This window comes from Streptomyces sp. NBC_00525, assembly GCF_036346595.1.
Lineage (GTDB): Bacteria > Actinomycetota > Actinomycetes > Streptomycetales > Streptomycetaceae > Streptomyces.
The window spans coordinates 3,418,650-3,434,405 of record NZ_CP107834.1 but is presented as its reverse complement, the minus strand read 5'-3'; the positions used below and the strand labels follow the sequence as shown (position 1 = coordinate 3,434,405).

At 72.6% G+C, this 15,756-nt stretch carries 13 protein-coding genes and 1 pseudogene; 1 reads left to right on the top strand and 13 read right to left on the bottom strand.

What is annotated here, in order from left to right; genetic code table 11:
- Positions 1-54: 54 nt before the first annotated feature.
- The 6 genes from topA to OG710_RS15060 all read right to left on the bottom strand — a co-directional run bounded on the left by topA (position 55) and on the right by OG710_RS15060 (position 7,613).
- A complete protein-coding gene (gene topA / locus OG710_RS15085; RefSeq protein ID WP_330239785.1) occupies positions 55-2,898 on the bottom strand; it encodes a type I DNA topoisomerase in 2,844 nt (947 codons plus the stop codon).
- A gap of 338 nt (positions 2,899-3,236) precedes the next feature.
- Positions 3,237-3,434: a hypothetical protein gene (locus tag OG710_RS15080; protein ID WP_111330008.1), complete on the bottom strand. Its 198-nt coding sequence runs from the start codon at positions 3,432-3,434 to the stop codon at positions 3,237-3,239.
- A gap of 437 nt (positions 3,435-3,871) precedes the next feature.
- Entirely contained in the window at positions 3,872-5,422 is a 1,551-nt protein-coding gene (locus tag OG710_RS15075; RefSeq protein WP_330242258.1) for a class I SAM-dependent methyltransferase, read from the bottom strand.
- 106 nt (positions 5,423-5,528) lie between these two features.
- Entirely contained in the window at positions 5,529-6,203 is a 675-nt protein-coding gene (locus OG710_RS15070; RefSeq protein WP_111330006.1) for a small secreted protein, read from the bottom strand.
- Between the two features lie 360 nt (positions 6,204-6,563).
- Positions 6,564-7,031 (bottom strand): ATP-binding protein, encoded by a 468-nt coding sequence (locus OG710_RS15065; RefSeq protein WP_330239784.1) that lies wholly within the window; start codon positions 7,029-7,031, stop codon positions 6,564-6,566.
- A gap of 228 nt (positions 7,032-7,259) precedes the next feature.
- Positions 7,260-7,613, bottom strand: coding sequence for an STAS domain-containing protein (locus tag OG710_RS15060; protein ID WP_003967428.1), 354 nt, complete (start codon positions 7,611-7,613; stop codon positions 7,260-7,262).
- A gap of 78 nt (positions 7,614-7,691) precedes the next feature.
- Between OG710_RS15060 and OG710_RS15055 the strand changes: the two genes are divergently transcribed.
- Positions 7,692-10,355: a DEAD/DEAH box helicase gene (locus tag OG710_RS15055; RefSeq protein ID WP_330239783.1), complete on the top strand. Its 2,664-nt coding sequence runs from the start codon at positions 7,692-7,694 to the stop codon at positions 10,353-10,355.
- A 40-nt stretch (positions 10,356-10,395) separates the two neighbouring features.
- On the opposite strand, the pseudogene OG710_RS31305 reads toward OG710_RS15055, so the two are convergent.
- From OG710_RS31305 to ssd, 7 genes and pseudogenes are all read right to left on the bottom strand, one after another.
- A pseudogene (locus tag OG710_RS31305) lies at positions 10,396-10,593 on the bottom strand (Rv3654c family TadE-like protein); the annotation flags it as partial.
- Positions 10,594-10,796: 203 nt separating this feature from the next.
- The gene (locus OG710_RS15045; RefSeq protein ID WP_443064261.1) at positions 10,797-11,192 is read right to left on the bottom strand and encodes a TadE family type IV pilus minor pilin; all 396 of its coding nucleotides are present in this window, start codon (positions 11,190-11,192) and stop codon (positions 10,797-10,799) included.
- 82 nt (positions 11,193-11,274) lie between these two features.
- Complete coding sequence (locus tag OG710_RS15040; RefSeq protein WP_111330002.1) at positions 11,275-11,478, bottom strand: DUF4244 domain-containing protein; 204 nt, start codon at positions 11,476-11,478, stop codon at positions 11,275-11,277.
- A 71-nt stretch (positions 11,479-11,549) separates the two neighbouring features.
- The gene (locus OG710_RS15035; RefSeq protein WP_330239782.1) at positions 11,550-12,398 is read right to left on the bottom strand and encodes a type II secretion system F family protein; all 849 of its coding nucleotides are present in this window, start codon (positions 12,396-12,398) and stop codon (positions 11,550-11,552) included.
- Positions 12,395-13,243: a type II secretion system F family protein gene (locus tag OG710_RS15030; RefSeq protein WP_330242256.1), complete on the bottom strand. Its 849-nt coding sequence runs from the start codon at positions 13,241-13,243 to the stop codon at positions 12,395-12,397. Before OG710_RS15030 ends, OG710_RS15035 begins: the two co-directional genes overlap by 4 nt.
- 23 nt (positions 13,244-13,266) lie before the next feature.
- A complete protein-coding gene (locus OG710_RS15025; protein ID WP_330239781.1) occupies positions 13,267-14,415 on the bottom strand; it encodes a TadA family conjugal transfer-associated ATPase in 1,149 nt (382 codons plus the stop codon).
- Entirely contained in the window at positions 14,412-15,473 is a 1,062-nt protein-coding gene (gene ssd / locus OG710_RS15020) for a septum site-determining protein Ssd (protein WP_330239780.1), read from the bottom strand. The genes OG710_RS15025 and ssd overlap by 4 nt, the downstream gene beginning before the upstream one ends.
- Between the last annotated feature and the right edge of the window lie 283 nt (positions 15,474-15,756).

Below are 15,756 nucleotides of genomic sequence, written 5' to 3'. Positions count from 1 at the left end.
GCGGGAGGGGAAGGGGCTCGCCGCGGTCGGCGACCCGCCCCTCCCCCGAACGGCTCAGTCCTCCGCGCCCGAAGCGGCGGCCTTCTTCGCGGCGGCCGAAGCGGCCGCGGTCTTCTTCGCCGGAGCCTTCTTGGCCGTCGTCTTCTTCGCGGCGGTCTTCTTCGCCGCCGTCTTCTTGGCGGGCGCCTTCTTGGCGGCGGCCTTCTTCGCCGTCTTCTTCTTCGCCGGCCCCTTCGCCCGCTTCTCGGCGAGCAGCTCGTAGCCCCGCTCCGGCGTGATCTCCTCGACGCTGTCGCCCGTACGCAGGGTCGCGTTCGTCTCGCCGTCCGTGACGTACGGGCCGAAGCGGCCGTCCTTCACGACGACCGGCGCGCCGCTCACCGGGTCCGTGCCCAGCTCCTTCAGCGGCGGCTTGGCGGCCGCGCGCCCGCGCTGCTTCGGCTGGGCGTAGATCGCCAGCGCCTCTTCGAGCGTGATGTCGAAGATCTGGTCCTCGGAGGTGAGCGACCGCGAGTCGGTGCCCTTCTTCAGATACGGCCCGTAGCGGCCGTTCTGCGCGGTGATCTCGACACCTTCGGCGTCCTGACCGACCACGCGCGGCAGCGACATCAGCTTGAGCGCGTCGGCCAGCGTCACCGTGTCGAGGGACATCGACTTGAACAGCGAGGCCGTCCGCGGCTTCACCGCGTTCTTGCCGGTCTTCGGCGTGCCCTCGGGCAGCACCTCGGTGACGTACGGCCCGTACCGCCCGTTCTTGGCGACGATCTGGTTCCCGCTCTCCGGGTCCGCGCCGAGTTCGAAGTCGCCGCTCGGCTTGGCCAGCAGCTCCTCCGCGTACTCGACGGTCAGCTCGTCGGGCGCCAGATCGTCGGGGATGTCCCCCTTCTGGTAGCCCTCGGCGTCCTTCTCGCCCCGCTCGATGTACGGCCCGTACTTGCCGACGCGCAGTTTGATGTCGTTGCCGACGGGGAACGACGAGATCTCCCGTGCGTCGATCGCACCGAGGTCGGTGACGAGCTCCTTGAGCCCGCCGAGGTGGTCGCCGTCGCCGTTGCCCGCGTCGGACGCCGCGCCCACGCCGGTCGCGTCGCCCTCCTGCGTACCGAAGTAGAACCGCTTCAGCCACGGCACGGACTGGGCCTCACCGCGTGCGATGCGGTCGAGGTCGTCCTCCATGCGGGCCGTGAAGTCGTAGTCGACGAGCCGGCCGAAGTGCTTCTCCAGCAGGTTGACCACGGCGAACGACAGGAACGACGGCACGAGGGCCGTGCCCTTCTTGAACACATAGCCGCGGTCGAGAATCGTCCCGATGATCGAGGCGTACGTCGACGGGCGGCCGATCTCGCGCTCTTCCAGCTCCTTGACCAGCGACGCCTCGGTGTAGCGGGCCGGCGGCTTCGTCGCGTGCCCGTCCGCCGTGATCTCGTCGGCGGACAGTGCGTCGCCCTCGGTGACCTGCGGCAGCCGCCGCTCGCGGTCGTCCAGCTCGGCGTTCGGGTCGTCGGCACCCTCGACGTACGCCTTCATGAAGCCGTGGAACGTGATCGTCTTGCCGGACGCGGAGAACTCGGCGTCCCGGCCGTCGCTCGCCCGGCCGCCGATCTTGACGGTGACGGAGTTGCCGGTCGCGTCCTTCATCTGGGAGGCGACGGTCCGCTTCCAGATCAGCTCGTAGAGCCGGAACTGGTCGCCGGTGAGGCCGGTCTCCGCCGGGGTGCGGAAGCGGTCGCCGGAAGGGCGGATCGCCTCGTGCGCCTCCTGCGCGTTCTTGACCTTGCCGGCGTACGTGCGCGGCTTCTCGGGCAGGTAGTCGGCCCCGTACAGCTGCGTGACCTGCGAACGGGCCGCGGCGACAGCGGTGTCCGAGAGGGTCGTGGAGTCCGTACGCATGTAGGTGATGAAGCCGTTCTCGTACAGCTTCTGCGCGACCTGCATGGTGGCCTTGGCGCCCAGGCCCAGCTTCCGGCTCGCCTCCTGCTGGAGGGTCGTCGTCCGGAAGGGGGCGTACGGGGAGCGCCGGTACGGCTTCGACTCGACGGACCGTACGGCGAACGCGGTGTCGGCGAGCGCGGCGGCCAGGGCGCGGGCGTTCGCCTCGTCCAGGTGCAGCGTCTGGCCGGAGGCGGACTTGAGCCGGCCGTCCGGACCGAAGTCGCGGCCCTGGGCGATTCGGCGCCCGTCGACGGCGCTGAGCCGGGCCGTGAACGTGGACGGGTCGGAGGCGTCGCCGCCGCGCCCGGTGGCGAAGGTGCCGGTCAGGTCCCAGTACTCGGCGGAGCGGAAGGCGATGCGCTCGCGCTCCCGTTCGACGACGAGCCGGGTGGCCACGGACTGGACGCGGCCCGCCGAGAGCTTCGGCATGACCTTCTTCCACAGGACCGGCGAGACCTCGTAGCCGTACAGACGGTCGAGGATGCGCCGGGTCTCCTGGGCGTCGACCATGCGCTGGTTCAGCTCGCGTGGATTGGCGACGGCGGCCCGGATCGCGTCCTTGGTGATCTCGTGGAAGACCATCCGGTGGACCGGGACCTTGGGCCTGAGCACTTCCTGCAGGTGCCACGCGATGGCTTCGCCCTCGCGGTCCTCATCGGTGGCGAGGAAGAGTTCGTCGGACTCGGCCAGCAGCTGCTTCAGCTTCCTGACCTGGGCCTTCTTGTCGGCGTTGACGACGTAGATCGGCTGGAAGTCATGCTCGACGTCCACGCCGAGCCGGCGCACCTCGCCGGTGTACTCGTCCGGTACCTCGGCGGCGCCGTTCGGGAGGTCGCGGATGTGCCCGACGCTCGCCTCGACGACGTATCCGGGGCCCAGGTAGCCCTTGATCGTCTTCGCCTTGGCAGGCGACTCGACGATGACGAGTCGGCGGCCGCCCTGTGCGGTCTCGCTGGTCGGGGACAACTTCGCTCTTCTCTCCGGTCGACGCTCGGTGGGCATCCGGGGCAGCGCGAGGGCGCTGCCGACAGTGCTGTCGCTGCGGAGTGTGACGGTACAACCCGCCCCCGTGTCAAACGGCAAAAGCCCGCAACGGCCACTCGAACGGTAACCCGACTTCCGTCATTCCTGCCGCCCGGCCCGCTCGGTCCGCTCCGGGTGCCTTCGCCGCCCATGCGTTTCGCCGGGGCTCCGACGGCCCTCCGGGGGGCGAGAGCGGGCGGCGGGCGCTCCGGGCGTGTTCCCGGCGCCGCGCCGGGCCAACCGCTGCGGGCCGGACTCGTACGTGTGGTGCGCCGGCGTACTCAGACGCGACCGAGGCACCAGACCCCGAGGACGAGGAAAAGTACGCCGAACACAGTCGCGAGTGCGGTGGAGACGGCGGGGCTCACCCGGTACGCGACCGGCGCGCGGTGCAGCACGCGCGCCCCCGTCCACAGCAGCAGTGCCGCACCGAACAGTGCGAACGTCGTTCCGGCGAAGACAGCGGGCCCGCTCTCCATTCCGTACGCCTCCCTCTTCCCCTGTCACGTCCTCGGACAACGCAGGGAGGCTCCCATCGCGGAACGTCGCGGACGCCAACACGGGGTGAACAGCAGGGCCCGGCACTCACGTCGGGCGCCGCGCGCTGTCGGCTCCCCCCGTTCGAACACGGCCGGCGGCACGAGGCACCGCAACCGGAATGCGTCGGCCGCGTCGAAGGCGGGCGGCGGACAGGGTGCCGGGGACGGCCTTCACGCTCCCGTACGCACAGGCTGTGGATATCGGGAGGAGCAGGGGCCCCGGCCGCGACGAGTCACATCACATCGCACCGCATCGCACCGCATCGCAGAAACGATTCAGCGGCAGCGGCCGGGGCCAAAACCGGAATCCGCCCGAGGGGCCCGGGCGTCATACGGGTTTCCCCCGGAGGTGAAGCGGGAAGCCGGCTCGATCCGGATCAGCCGACTGTGCGGCCGCCCGGCGGCAGCGGCTCCAGGAAGCCCTCTTCCACCAACAGCCGGATGGCCTGCGGGGTGCGGTCCCGCAGCAGCACCGGGTCCTCGTTCATCAGCTGCGCGATGGCGTCGAGAATGCGGCCGGCCGGCAGCGAGCCGTCGCACACTCCGGCGAACCCGGCGCCGACCGCGTCCACCTTCGTGGCCCGGCGCATACCGCAGTTCTGACGGAGCACCACATGCTCGGGGTCCTCCGCTCCGGGCAGCCCGACCTGCTCCTGCACCACTTCGGCGGCCAGGGTGAAATGGGCCGACAGCAGCGCCGCGTCGTCCTGCTCGCGCAGATAGTCCTGCCGGGCGAAGTGCGCCTCGACCGCGGGGCCGAGCGGCTGTTCGACCGCGTGCGGCCACTCCTCGATCACGACCGACGGCTTCCCGGCGGCGGCCGCGGCGGATTTCCGCAGCGTGATCCAGCCGAAGCCGACTCCCTTGGTGCGCCGCGCCTCGAACTCGTCCAGCCAGGCGTCGTAGCGCGCCTCGTACTCCGCAGGGTCCGTACGGTGATCGCCGCTGTCGCGCAGCCACAACTCGGCGTACTGCGTGACGTCCTGCACCTCGCGCTGCACGATCCAGGCGTCGCAGCCCTCCGGCACCCAGGCACGCACCCGGTCCTGCCACTCCTCGTCCCGAACGTGCTCCCAGTTGGCCAGGAAGTGCGCGAAGCCGCCGTCGTTGAGCCGCTCGCCGGTCTGCTGAACCAGGGTCCGGCACAGGTCGTCCCCGGCCATGCCGCCGTCGCGGTAGGTGAGCCGGGCACCGGGCGAGATGACGAACGGCGGGTTGGAGACGATGAGGTCGAAGGTCTCGGCGCCGACCGGCTCGTACAGCGAGCCCTCGCGCAGGTCGGCGGGGGCGGCGCCGGACAGCGCGAGGGTGAGCCGGGTGAAGGCCAGGGCACGCGGGTTGAGGTCGGTGGCGGTGACCCTGGTGGCGTGCTGCGCGGCGTGCAGCGCCTGGATGCCGGAGCCCGTACCGACGTCGAGCGCGGAGCCCACGGGCTTGCGGACGGTGATCCCGGCGAGGGTGGTGGAGGCTCCGCCGATGCCGAGGACGACGCCCTTCTCGCGCGAGCCGATACCGCCCGCACCGCCCACCGCGCAGCCCAGATCGGAGACGATGAACCAGTCCTCGCCGTCCGGGCCCCCGTAGGGGCGCACATCGACGGTCGCGCGCACCTGACCGTCCGTCTCGGCCAGCCAGCCGTCCGCCACGCACTCCGCCAGCGGGAGCACGGCCGCCGCCCGCGCGGCCGGCACGGGCCGCTGGAGCAGGAACAGGCGCACCAGCGTGTCGAGCGGCGACCCGCCCCGCGTCGCGCGCAGCGCCGGCACCGTCTCACTGCGCGCCAGCGCGGCGTACGCGGACGCGCCGAGCAGGTCGAGGAGCCCGTCGGCCGTGAACGCGGCCGCGAGCAGGGCCTCGCGGAGCCGGGGCGTGTGGTCCGCCGAGGGAAGGTCTGCTGCGAAGAGGCTGGTCTTACTCACATGCCCCATTGTGACGGCTGCCACGGACAACGGCAGCGGCCCGGCCCCGCCGGGGCATCCCGGAAGGGCCGGGCCGCTCACCCGAAGTCCGCAGGCCGTGGCTCCGGCCGCCCGGTCACGCCTTCTTGTCGGCGGCCGGGGACGCTTCCTTCGATGCTTCCTTCGACGGTTCGGTCGAGGACTTGGTGGAGGGCTCGGAGTCGTCCGGGGAGCCGTCCGGGGAACCGGCCTTGGGGGAGGCCGATGCGGTCGGCTTCTGGCAGCCCTTCTGCTCGGCCATCGCGGCGCCGACCTCGCCCGACTGGAGCTTCTTCAGCGCCTGGTCGCCACTGGCGCCGATCTTGTTCAGCTCGTCCGCGATGCCTCTGAGGCCGTCCGAGAACTTGCCCTGGTCCTTCGTCTCCAGGGCCTCCACCTTCTCCTGCAGCTTCGCGTAAGCGGCGGAGGAGGCGTTGAGCTCCTTCACCGCTTCCTTCTGCGTGGTCTCGCCGTCGTCGACCGGCGGCGGGCCCGCCGATTCCACGGCCGCGCCCAGCGCCTTGTACGCCTGCGAGATCTGCTGGAAGGCGGCCGAGTCGGTCTCCTGGACTTCGGCGGGCTTGCTGTTGTCGGAGGCCTGCTGCTGGATCGCCGCGTTGGCGTTCGCGATCTTCTGCAGCTGGGGCTGGACCTGGTCGCAGACCTCCTTGGCCCAGTCGTTCACCTTGTCGCCGCTGTCGTCACTGCAGCCCGACAGTGCCAGTACGAGTACCGCACCGCCGGACAGCGCGGCTGCAAGCTTCTTGTTCACCGGTTTGGTCCCTTCCAAGGCTCTCGGCCCCGGAACTTACACGTCGGGCACCGTCCATCCGGGTGCCGGGCGTCCGATGCACGGGCTTTTGCAGCCATTTGCACCAAGGGAAATGAGGCATACGCAACTCACCCGGACAGCCCTCACCGAGGGGAACACACGAACGACCCCTCACTCGTACGAGAAGGGCCCGTGTCGGTACGCCCTCTGCCCGCACGAGCACACCCCACACAGCGTCAGGCCGCACGCCCGCACGGGATCTGAGTCGCTCTCACCGCCCGGGCGTGTCGCGCGCACCGCTCAGGGGAAGACGCGCACCGCTCGCGGCGGAAGCGCATCGCTCGGGGAGACGCGCCTCGCTCAGGGAAGAACGGCGACCGGCGTCTTGGGCCAGCTCATGCGGATCACGCCGCCGTCCGCACCGGACCTGACCTCCACGTCGTCCACAAGGCCGCTGATGACCGCGAGGCCCATCTCGTCCTCGTCGTCCGCCATCGGCTCGGGGTCGTCGAGCCCGCCGCCGTGCGCGGCACGCCGCCCGGAGACACCGCCCGGAACCGAGCCGTCCGCACCGGGGCCCGGCACCTCGTCGCCGACCTCGATGGCGAAGGTCTTCTCCTCCTCGATCAGGAAGACCGCGACGGGGGCGGTGATGCCATGGCTGCGGTGCAGGCCGACCGCGCGGCTGCACGCCTCGCCCACGGCGAGCCGGACCTCGTCGAGCACGGCCTCGTCCACCCCGGCCCTGCGCGCCACGGCCGCCGCCACGAGTCGGGCGGTCCTGACGTGTTCGGGCTGGGCGCTGAAGCGGAGTTCAACGGTGGCCATGCGATCCCCCTCGAACGTACGAATGTGCATGCCAGGACCGGGCCCCATGGCCCAGGGGCCCCTGGCTCTGTCTGACGAGCCCCGGCTTTTTCCGGCCGGGCGGACTCCGCCGGGCGAAGCGGAGAACCGGCAAATGAACCGGCCGCGGGCCACCGACCGGGTGACCCCGCAGGCTCGCGAACACCGGCGCCGGACCGGCACATGACCGGGCCGGCGCCGGGCCGGACGTCAGTCGGTGGCCGCGACGGCCTCGTCGACCGTGGTGTGGATCGGGAACACCTTGGTCAGACCGGTGATCCGGAAAATCTTGAGAATGCGCTCCTGGTTGCACACCAGGCGCAGCGAGCCCTCGTGGGCCCGCACCCGCTTCAGGCCGCCCACGAGCACGCCGAGGCCGGTGGAGTCGAGGAAGTCGACGCCTTCCATGTCGACAACCAGGTGGTAGCTGCCGTCATTCACCAACTCGACCAACTGCTCGCGCAGCTTGGGCGCGGTATACACATCAATCTCGCCACCGACCTCGACGACCGTACGGTCGCCACCAGGGCCGGACACATTGCGAGTCGACAAGGACAGGTCCACGGATCCTCCAGCACCTTGCTATCGAGCGGTCGCCCCTCGGTCTCCCCGACGGAGCCGGGGGACGGATCGCCAGCCGCGATGGCATTCAATCACTTACCGGCAGCCATGCACGACGCCTTGGGACCATTGTCCGCCCTGCCAGTGACAGACTCGGTGCCGATGGCCAAGAATCATTGCCCCAGTCGACCCCCGGAGAGCGGGGGCTCCCGCCCCTCTCCGGACATGGTCCTCGACCGGCTCGCCGCCGGGGCGGGCCGCTCCGCGCGCATCACTCATACGGAGCACTTGCCCCCGCGCGAGGGAACCCATGCCGTCTGGCCCGACCGCATCCGTCCGGAAGTGATCGCCGCCATCCAGAAGGCCGGCATCGACCATCCCTGGGCCCATCAGGCGGCCGCCGCGGAGCACGCCCTGGACGGCGCCTCGGTCGTCATCGCCACGGGTACGGCCTCCGGCAAGTCGTTGGCCTACCTCGCGCCGGTCCTCAGCGCCCTCCTGGACGGCTCCGAGGCCCCCAACGGGCGCGGCGCCACCGCGCTGTATCTCGCGCCCACGAAGGCCCTGGCAGCCGACCAGCGCCGTTCCGTCGCGGCGCTCGCGGCTCCGCTGGGCAACGGCATCCGGCCCGCCGTCTTCGACGGCGACACCCCCGTCGAGGAACGCGAGTGGGTGCGCCAGTACGCCAACTACGTCCTCACCAATCCCGACATGCTGCACCGCGGCATCCTCCCGTCCCACCCCCGCTGGTCCTCCTTCCTGCGTTCCCTGCGCTATGTCGTCATCGACGAGTGCCACACCTACCGGGGTGTCTTCGGCTCCCACGTCGCCCAGGTGGTGCGCCGGCTGCGCCGCCTCTGCGCCCGCTACGGCTCCGACCCCGTCTTCCTCCTCGCCTCCGCGACCTCCGCCGAGCCCGCCCTCGCGGCCGGCCGCCTCACCGGCCTGCCCGTCACGGAGGTGGCCGACGACGCCTCCCCGCGCGGCGAACTGGTCTTCGCCCTGTGGGAGCCCCCGCTGACCGAACTGCACGGCGAGAAGGGCGCCCCGGTCCGCCGTACCGCCACGGCCGAGACCGCCGACCTGCTCACCGACCTCACCCTCCAGGGCGTCCGGTCGGTCGCCTTCGTGCGCTCCCGGCGCGGCGCCGAGCTGATCTCCGTCATCGCCAAGGAGCGCCTCGCCGAGGTCGACCGCTCCCTGCCGCCCCGGATCGCCGCGTACCGGGGCGGGTACCTCCCCGAGGAACGCCGCGCCCTGGAACGCGCCCTCCACTCCGGCCGGCTGCTGGGCCTCGCCGCCACCACCGCCCTGGAACTCGGCATCGACGTGTCCGGCCTGGACGCCGTCGTCATATCCGGATACCCGGGCACCAGGGCCTCCCTGTGGCAGCAGGCGGGCCGGGCCGGACGGGCGGGCCAGGGCGCCCTCGCCATCCTGGTCGCCCGCGACGATCCGCTGGACACCTTTCTGGTCCACCACCCGGAGGCGCTGTTCCGGCAGCCCGTGGAGTCGACCGTCCTGGACCCGGACAACCCGTACGTCCTCGCCCCCCACCTCTGTGCGGCCGCCGCCGAGCTGCCCCTCACCGAGAACGACCTCCGGCTGTTCGGACCGGCAGCGGCCGGTCTGCTCCCCCAGCTGGAGACGGCCAGGCTGCTCCGCAAACGGCCGTCCGGGTGGCACTGGACCCGGCGCGAGCGGGCCGCCGACCTCACCGACATCCGGGGCGAGGGAGGCCGGCCCGTCCAGATCGTCGAGGAGGGCACCGGGACGCTCCTGGGCACCGTGGACGAGTCCGCCGCCCACAGCGCCGTCCACGAAGGCGCCGTCCACCTCCACCAGGGCCGCTCCTACCTGGTCCGGAAGCTGGACCTGGCGGACTCCGTGGCCCTGGTCGAGCAGGCCGACCCGCCGTACTCGACCACCGCCCGCGACACCACCTCCATCGCCGTCCTGGACACCGACACCGCGATCCCCTGGGGGGACGGACGCCTCTGCTTCGGGTCCGTCGAGGTCACCAACCAGGTCGTCTCCTTCCTCCGCCGCAAGCTGATCACCGGTGAGGTGCTCGGCGAGAGCAAGCTGGACCTGCCGCCCCGGACCCTGCGCACCCGCGCCGTGTGGTGGACGGTCACCGAGGACCAGCTCGACGCCGCCCGGATCAATCCGGAGATCCTCGGCGGCGCGCTCCACGCCGCCGAGCACGCGTCGATCGGGATGCTGCCGCTCTTCGCCACCTGCGACCGCTGGGACATCGGCGGGGTCTCCGTCCCGCTGCACCCGGACACCCTGCTGCCGACCGTCTTCGTGTACGACGGGCATCCGGGCGGCGCCGGGTTCGCCGAGCGCGCGTTCCACACCGCCCGCGAGTGGCTCACCGCCACGCGGGAGGCCATCGCCTCCTGCGAGTGCGACGCGGGCTGCCCGTCCTGCATCCAGTCCCCCAAGTGCGGCAACGGCAACGACCCCCTGCACAAACGAGGCGCCGTCCGCCTCCTCACGGAACTCCTCCGCCACGCACCGGGCGAACCGGAGTCTGGGGCGGGGTCGGGTTCGGGGCCGAGGTCGGGTTCGGGTTCGGGAACAGGGGAGGCGGGCCCGGAGCCAGGGCCGGAGGCAGCACCGGAGCCTGGGCCGCCCGGGCCTGGGCCGGCGCCGGCGCCGGGGTCGCCGGACCGGCGAGGCCCTTCCCGTCCGGCGTCGGCGGAGGAGCCTCCGACGCAGGGCCCGCCCGAGACCTGACCTCCGGCGCGTACGGCCCGAACCGCGCTCTGGCCGTCACATCGGCGACCTCCCCCACGATCGCGCACCGCACCACCTCCGCCCCTTGCGCCCCGGCCACCTCATCCGCCGACGCACAGGCCGCCGCCTCGCCCTCCAGGGCCCGGTCGGCCGCCGCCAGCGCCGCCAGGTCGGCCGCGCCCCCGGCACGGTGCCGGGCGGCCACCGCCTGCCCCAACGCCAGGACCACCGCGAACACGGCGCACAACGTCGCCGCGGTCACCACCGCCCACACGGTGGCCAGCCCCTGATCACCCCTCGGCTCCTGCCTACCGCCGAATCGCCGCAGGACTCGCAGACCGGGCCCCGGGGGCGGGGGCGGAGCCGGTCGAGGGACCGACCGCCGGTCCACGCGACCCACGCTCCGCGCCGGGCTCCCGACCAGCCCACCACCGCACCGCCTCACCGCTCGCCCCCTCTCCCCGCCGCCCCCACGGCCGGGCCCGCCCCCGCCCCCGCGCCGGCCGGGTCGGCGGCCCGTACCGGCGTATCCTCCGCGGCCGCCGCTGCCTCCGCCCGCAGAGTCACAGCGAGGCGCCCGGGTCCGGGCGTCGGGGCGGCGATCCTCACCCGCCACAGCCCTCCGGTCCGCTCCACCTCGACCGAAGCCCCGTCGGGCGCTGCGGCGAGCGCGGCCTCCCGAACCTGCGGCGCCGGTTCCGAGCGAGCCGCCGCACGGGCACCGGCGCGGGCGGCGTCCACACAGCGGATCTGCGCCGACGCGGCCATGAGCGCCCAGAGCAACGCCAGCGCGAAGGCGACCAGCACCGGAATCACCATGGCGGCCTCGGCCGTCACCGCTCCCCTGTCCCCCGACGGCCCGCCACCCGCCACAGGCCTGCCCCGCCCGGCCCCGTACCCGTTCACCCGACCGGCGGCCTCAGAACTTCGCATCGAGGGCGCCCTTCAGCAGCGACTGCAACTGGGACATGACCGCCGCGCTGGTGACCACCTTGTAGAGGACCGCGGCAAAGGCGCACGCCGCGATCGTGCCGACCGCGTACTCGCTCGTCGTCATACCGCCGTCCCCCCGCGAGCGGACAACACGAGCCACGGACCGCATCCAGTTCTTGATCTTGCGCATGCCTTCGAACCCCCAACAGGTCAGTTGTGTACAGAAACACCCGAAAAATCTTTACGTGTGCACGCCTCGCCTCACGCGGGCCGCAGCAAGCCCCCGGCCAGCCCGATCACCACCGGCGCGACCCCCACCGCCAGGAAGGCGGGAAGGAAGCAGAGCCCCACGGGCGCGGTGACCATCACGGCCGCCTTCTGAGCCCGTGTCACGGCCGCTCTCGCCCGGTCGGCCCGCAACGCCTCGGCCGTCCGGGCCACCGGCTCCGCCGCCGGCGCACCGGTCAAAGCCGCCCGGTCCAGACAGCGGGCTAGGCCCGCGGCCCCCGGTAGCTCGCCGAACCGCCCCCAGGCGACAGCGGGGTCTTCCCCGAGCCGGATCTCCGCCGCCGTACGGGCGAGCCGTTCACCCACCGGACCGCCCAGCGACTCCCCCACAGCCTCGGCGGCTTCCACCGGACCGGCGCCTGCGGAGCTGCAGGCCGCCAGGAGGTCCGCCGCCATGGGCAGCTGCCGCGCGGCCTCCGCCGATCGCTCCTTCGCCTCTGCGGATGCGGAGGCGCTCCCGAGCCGCTTGCGCCACCACCACCGTGCGCCGTAGGCCGCGGCCAGGCCGGCCGCCCATCCCACCGGGCCGCCCACGAGGAACCACCCGGCCGGCACGATCGCCGCCAACGCCGCCCACTGTCCGACCGCGCCGACCGGAACGGCACGGCCCGACCCTTCCGACCCGCCCGCCCGGAAGCCGGGCCACCGGGACGAACCCACGGCACGTTCCACCGGGGTCACCGCCAGAAGCCGCTCACCCCGACGCCGTGTTCGTCTGCCGGTCTGCCGCCGGGCCAGCGGCAGAACCACGCGGGCATAGAGCACCACCGCCATCCCCAGGGCCTGCGCCACCCGGACGCCTTCACCGCTCGGGGCGTTCATCCCGCTTCCCCCGCCCGGACGATGCGTGCGGCCCAGAGCAGACCGCACACCTCCAGCAGCCCGCCCGTCACCAGGCAGACCAGCCCGGCGGTGCTGTGGAGCAGCACCTCCAGCGGCCGCGCTCCGAGGGCGGCCCCGAGCCCCATGCCGAGTACGGGGAGCACGGCGAGCAGGACGACCGTCGACCACGCTCCCGACAGTTGCGCCCGCAGCTCCTCGCGTCGGCGGCGGTCCGCTCTCAGCGCGCTTTCCAGCCGGGCCAGGCCCGCCGCGAGGCCCGCCCCACTGCCCACCGCCACCCGCCAGCAGGCGGCCACTCCTGCCAGCCCGTCCAGCCCCGGCTCGCCCGCCGCCTGGACCAGCGCCTTGGGTACGTCGCCGCCGAACCGCGCCGCCGCCGACAGCCGTGCCCCGGCCTCGCCCAGCACATCCGTGTCGCGCACCGCGACGAGCAGCGCCTGCCCCGGCTCATGTCCTGCCCTCAGCTCTCCGACCAGCGCCCCGCAGAGGTCCACCACTCCGGCGCCCTTCGCGTCCTCTGCGCCGCGCGCCCGTCTCTTCTCCAACCACCGTCGTGCCAGGGGAACCGCGACGAGCCCCGCGATCAACGGCAGTACGGATCGACCGAGCAGCGCCACTGCGCAGGCCACCGGGAGACACAGCCACTCCCACCGCCCCCTCAGCCGCTTCTCGACCAGGGCGCGAGCCTTCCACCGCCATTCCTGGAGCAGTGGCTGCTCGTTTGCGCCGAAGAACAGCGTCCGCGCTCTCCGCAGGGAACGACCCTGCGCCCCCACCACCAGCCAGACCGCCATCACCGCGCACAGCACCGCCGCGTGCACCATCGCCGGGGCTCCGGCGGAGGCCGTCACAGCGCGTCCCCGATCAGTGTGTGCAGCCGGTCCCAGCCGCGCTCCCGCTGCCAGCCGTCGACGCCCCAGCGCAGCGCCGGAACCGTCCGCACCAGCCCGGCGCCGTCCCGCTCCAACACATGGATGTCGGCGATCCGCCGGTGCCCCGCGCGATCCCTCGCCAGGTGGACCACGACGGACAGAGCCGCCGCCAACTGGCTGTGCAGTGCCACCCGGTCCAGCCCCGCAGCGGTTCCGAGCGCCTCCAGCCTCGCCGGTACATGCCCGGCGGCGTTGGCGTGAACCGTGCCTGAGCCCCCCTCATGTCCTGTGTTGAGGGCGGCCAGGAGTTCGGTGACCTCATGGCCGCGCACCTCACCGACCACCAGCCGGTCGGGCCGCATGCGCAGTGCCTGGCGCACCAGGTCGCGAAGGGTGACCTGTCCGGCACCTTCCTGGTTCGCGGGGCGCGATTCCAGGCGTACGACATGCGGGTGGTCCGGTCGCAGCTCGGAGGAGTCCTCGGCGAGCACGATGCGCTCATGCGGCCCCACCGCGCCCAGCAGGCTCGACAGCAGGGTGGTCTTGCCCGCCCCCGTGCCGCCGCTGATCAGATACGACACCCGTGCCTCCACCAGGGCCCGCAGCACCCGGTCGCCTCCCGGAGGCACGGTTCCGGCCCCGACCAGCTCCGCCAGCGAGAAGGCACGAGGCCTGACCACTCGCAGCGACAGGCACGTCGATCCGACCGACACCGGTGGGAGCACGGCATGCATCCGGGTGCCGTCCGGCAGTCTGGCGTCCACCCAGGGCCTGGCGTCGTCGAGCCGGCGCCCCGCCACGGCCGCGAGCCGCTGGGCCAGTCTGCGGACGGCAGCCGCGTCCGCGAAGGTCACCTCGGTGAGTTCGAGCCCGCCGCCCCGGTCCACCCAGACGCGATCGGGTGCGGACACCAGGACGTCCGTGACACCGGGATCGGTCAGGAGCGGTTCCAGCACCCCGGTTCCGATCAGCTCGCCCCGCAGCTCGTCCGCCCGGCCCAGCACTTCCGCCGTGCCGAGCAACCGGCCCTGCGCCCGTAGCGCGGCGGCGACTCCGGCCGGTGTCGGCGCCGTGCCGCTGTGCGCGAGCCGTTGCCTGACGGCATCGAGCAGCGCCTCGCTCATGAGACGCCTCCGGCAACCGGGCTGTGGGCGCCCTCCGCCACGAGCGCCTGCTCCCAGAAGGCGGCGCAGAACCGGGCGAGCGGGCCGCGCGTGTTGCCTCCCGGAGGCTGGCCCAGGTTCTGCTCGGCCGACAGCCCCCGCTCCCGGGGCACTTCGCCCACCAGCGGCAGACCCATGGCTCGGGCCACCCACCCCTCGTCGAGCCCGGACGCATAGGGACCGCAGGCCACGACACGGAGATCGTCGAGAACCATGCCGGCCATGGACGCCACCCGCTTCGCCGCCGCGACCGCGCGCAGTTCCCCGGGGACGACCACGAGCCCGAGATCGAGCTGGGCCAGGGCTTCGGCCACCGCCTCGTCCACCCGGCGCGGCAGGTCGACCACCACCACTCCACCGAGTCTGCGCGCCGCGGCCAGCACCGCCCGCATCGCGGGCGCGGGGATGACCACCCAGTCGTCACGGCCCCAGCTGAGCACCCTCAGCCCATGCATCGCGGGCAGCGATTCCTCCAGGGCTCCGCCGCCGACCCGCCCCTCGGAGTGGGCGAAATCAGGCCAGCGCATTCCCTCGGCCCGCTCGCCCCCGAGCAGCACATCGATCCCTCCACCCAGCGGGTCCCCGTCGATGAGCATGGTTCGGTGCCCGGCTCGGGCCGCCGTCACCGCGAGGGCGCACGCCAGGGTGGACGCGCCCGCGCCTCCTCTGCCCCCGACCACCCCCACCGTGAGCGCGGGCCGGCCGATGCCTTCCGCCGCGTTGGCGATCTGGTCGACGAGCCAGCCCTCCGATTCGGGCAGCCGGATCACGTACTCGGCGCCGATTTCGACAGCTCGGCGCCAGACCTCGGGCGACTCCCGGTCCCGCCCGACGACCATGACACCGGTCCGGCGCGCCGCGCCGCGGCACCGCACAGCCGCGTCGTCGCCGACGAGGACCATGGGGGCCTGCTCCCAGCCTCCTCGACGGTCGGGCAGGGTGTGATGCACCTCCGGTTCTGTGCCGGCCGCTGCGCACAGCCTCAGCAGATCGTCGAGCAACTCCACGTCCTCGGTCACGATCAGTGGTCCGCCCCGTCGCGCGCCGGCGGCCGTCAATCGCTCCCGGGCACTGGATTCAGCCACGCTCATCTCACCACCGCTCCCTCACTCGCCTTCGCCGCGGTTCACGGCGATCTCGGAGCACATCCGAGAACAGCGATTCCGGTACCCGTGGACTTCACGGGTGGAATCACGGTGCGACGGTTCCGGAAATCATGTGGATCTTGCTGGAAAACCGTGGACAACTCAGTGGTTGTGAATAACTCCGTCGCTCGTACCGGTGACTTCCAGGCGCGACACT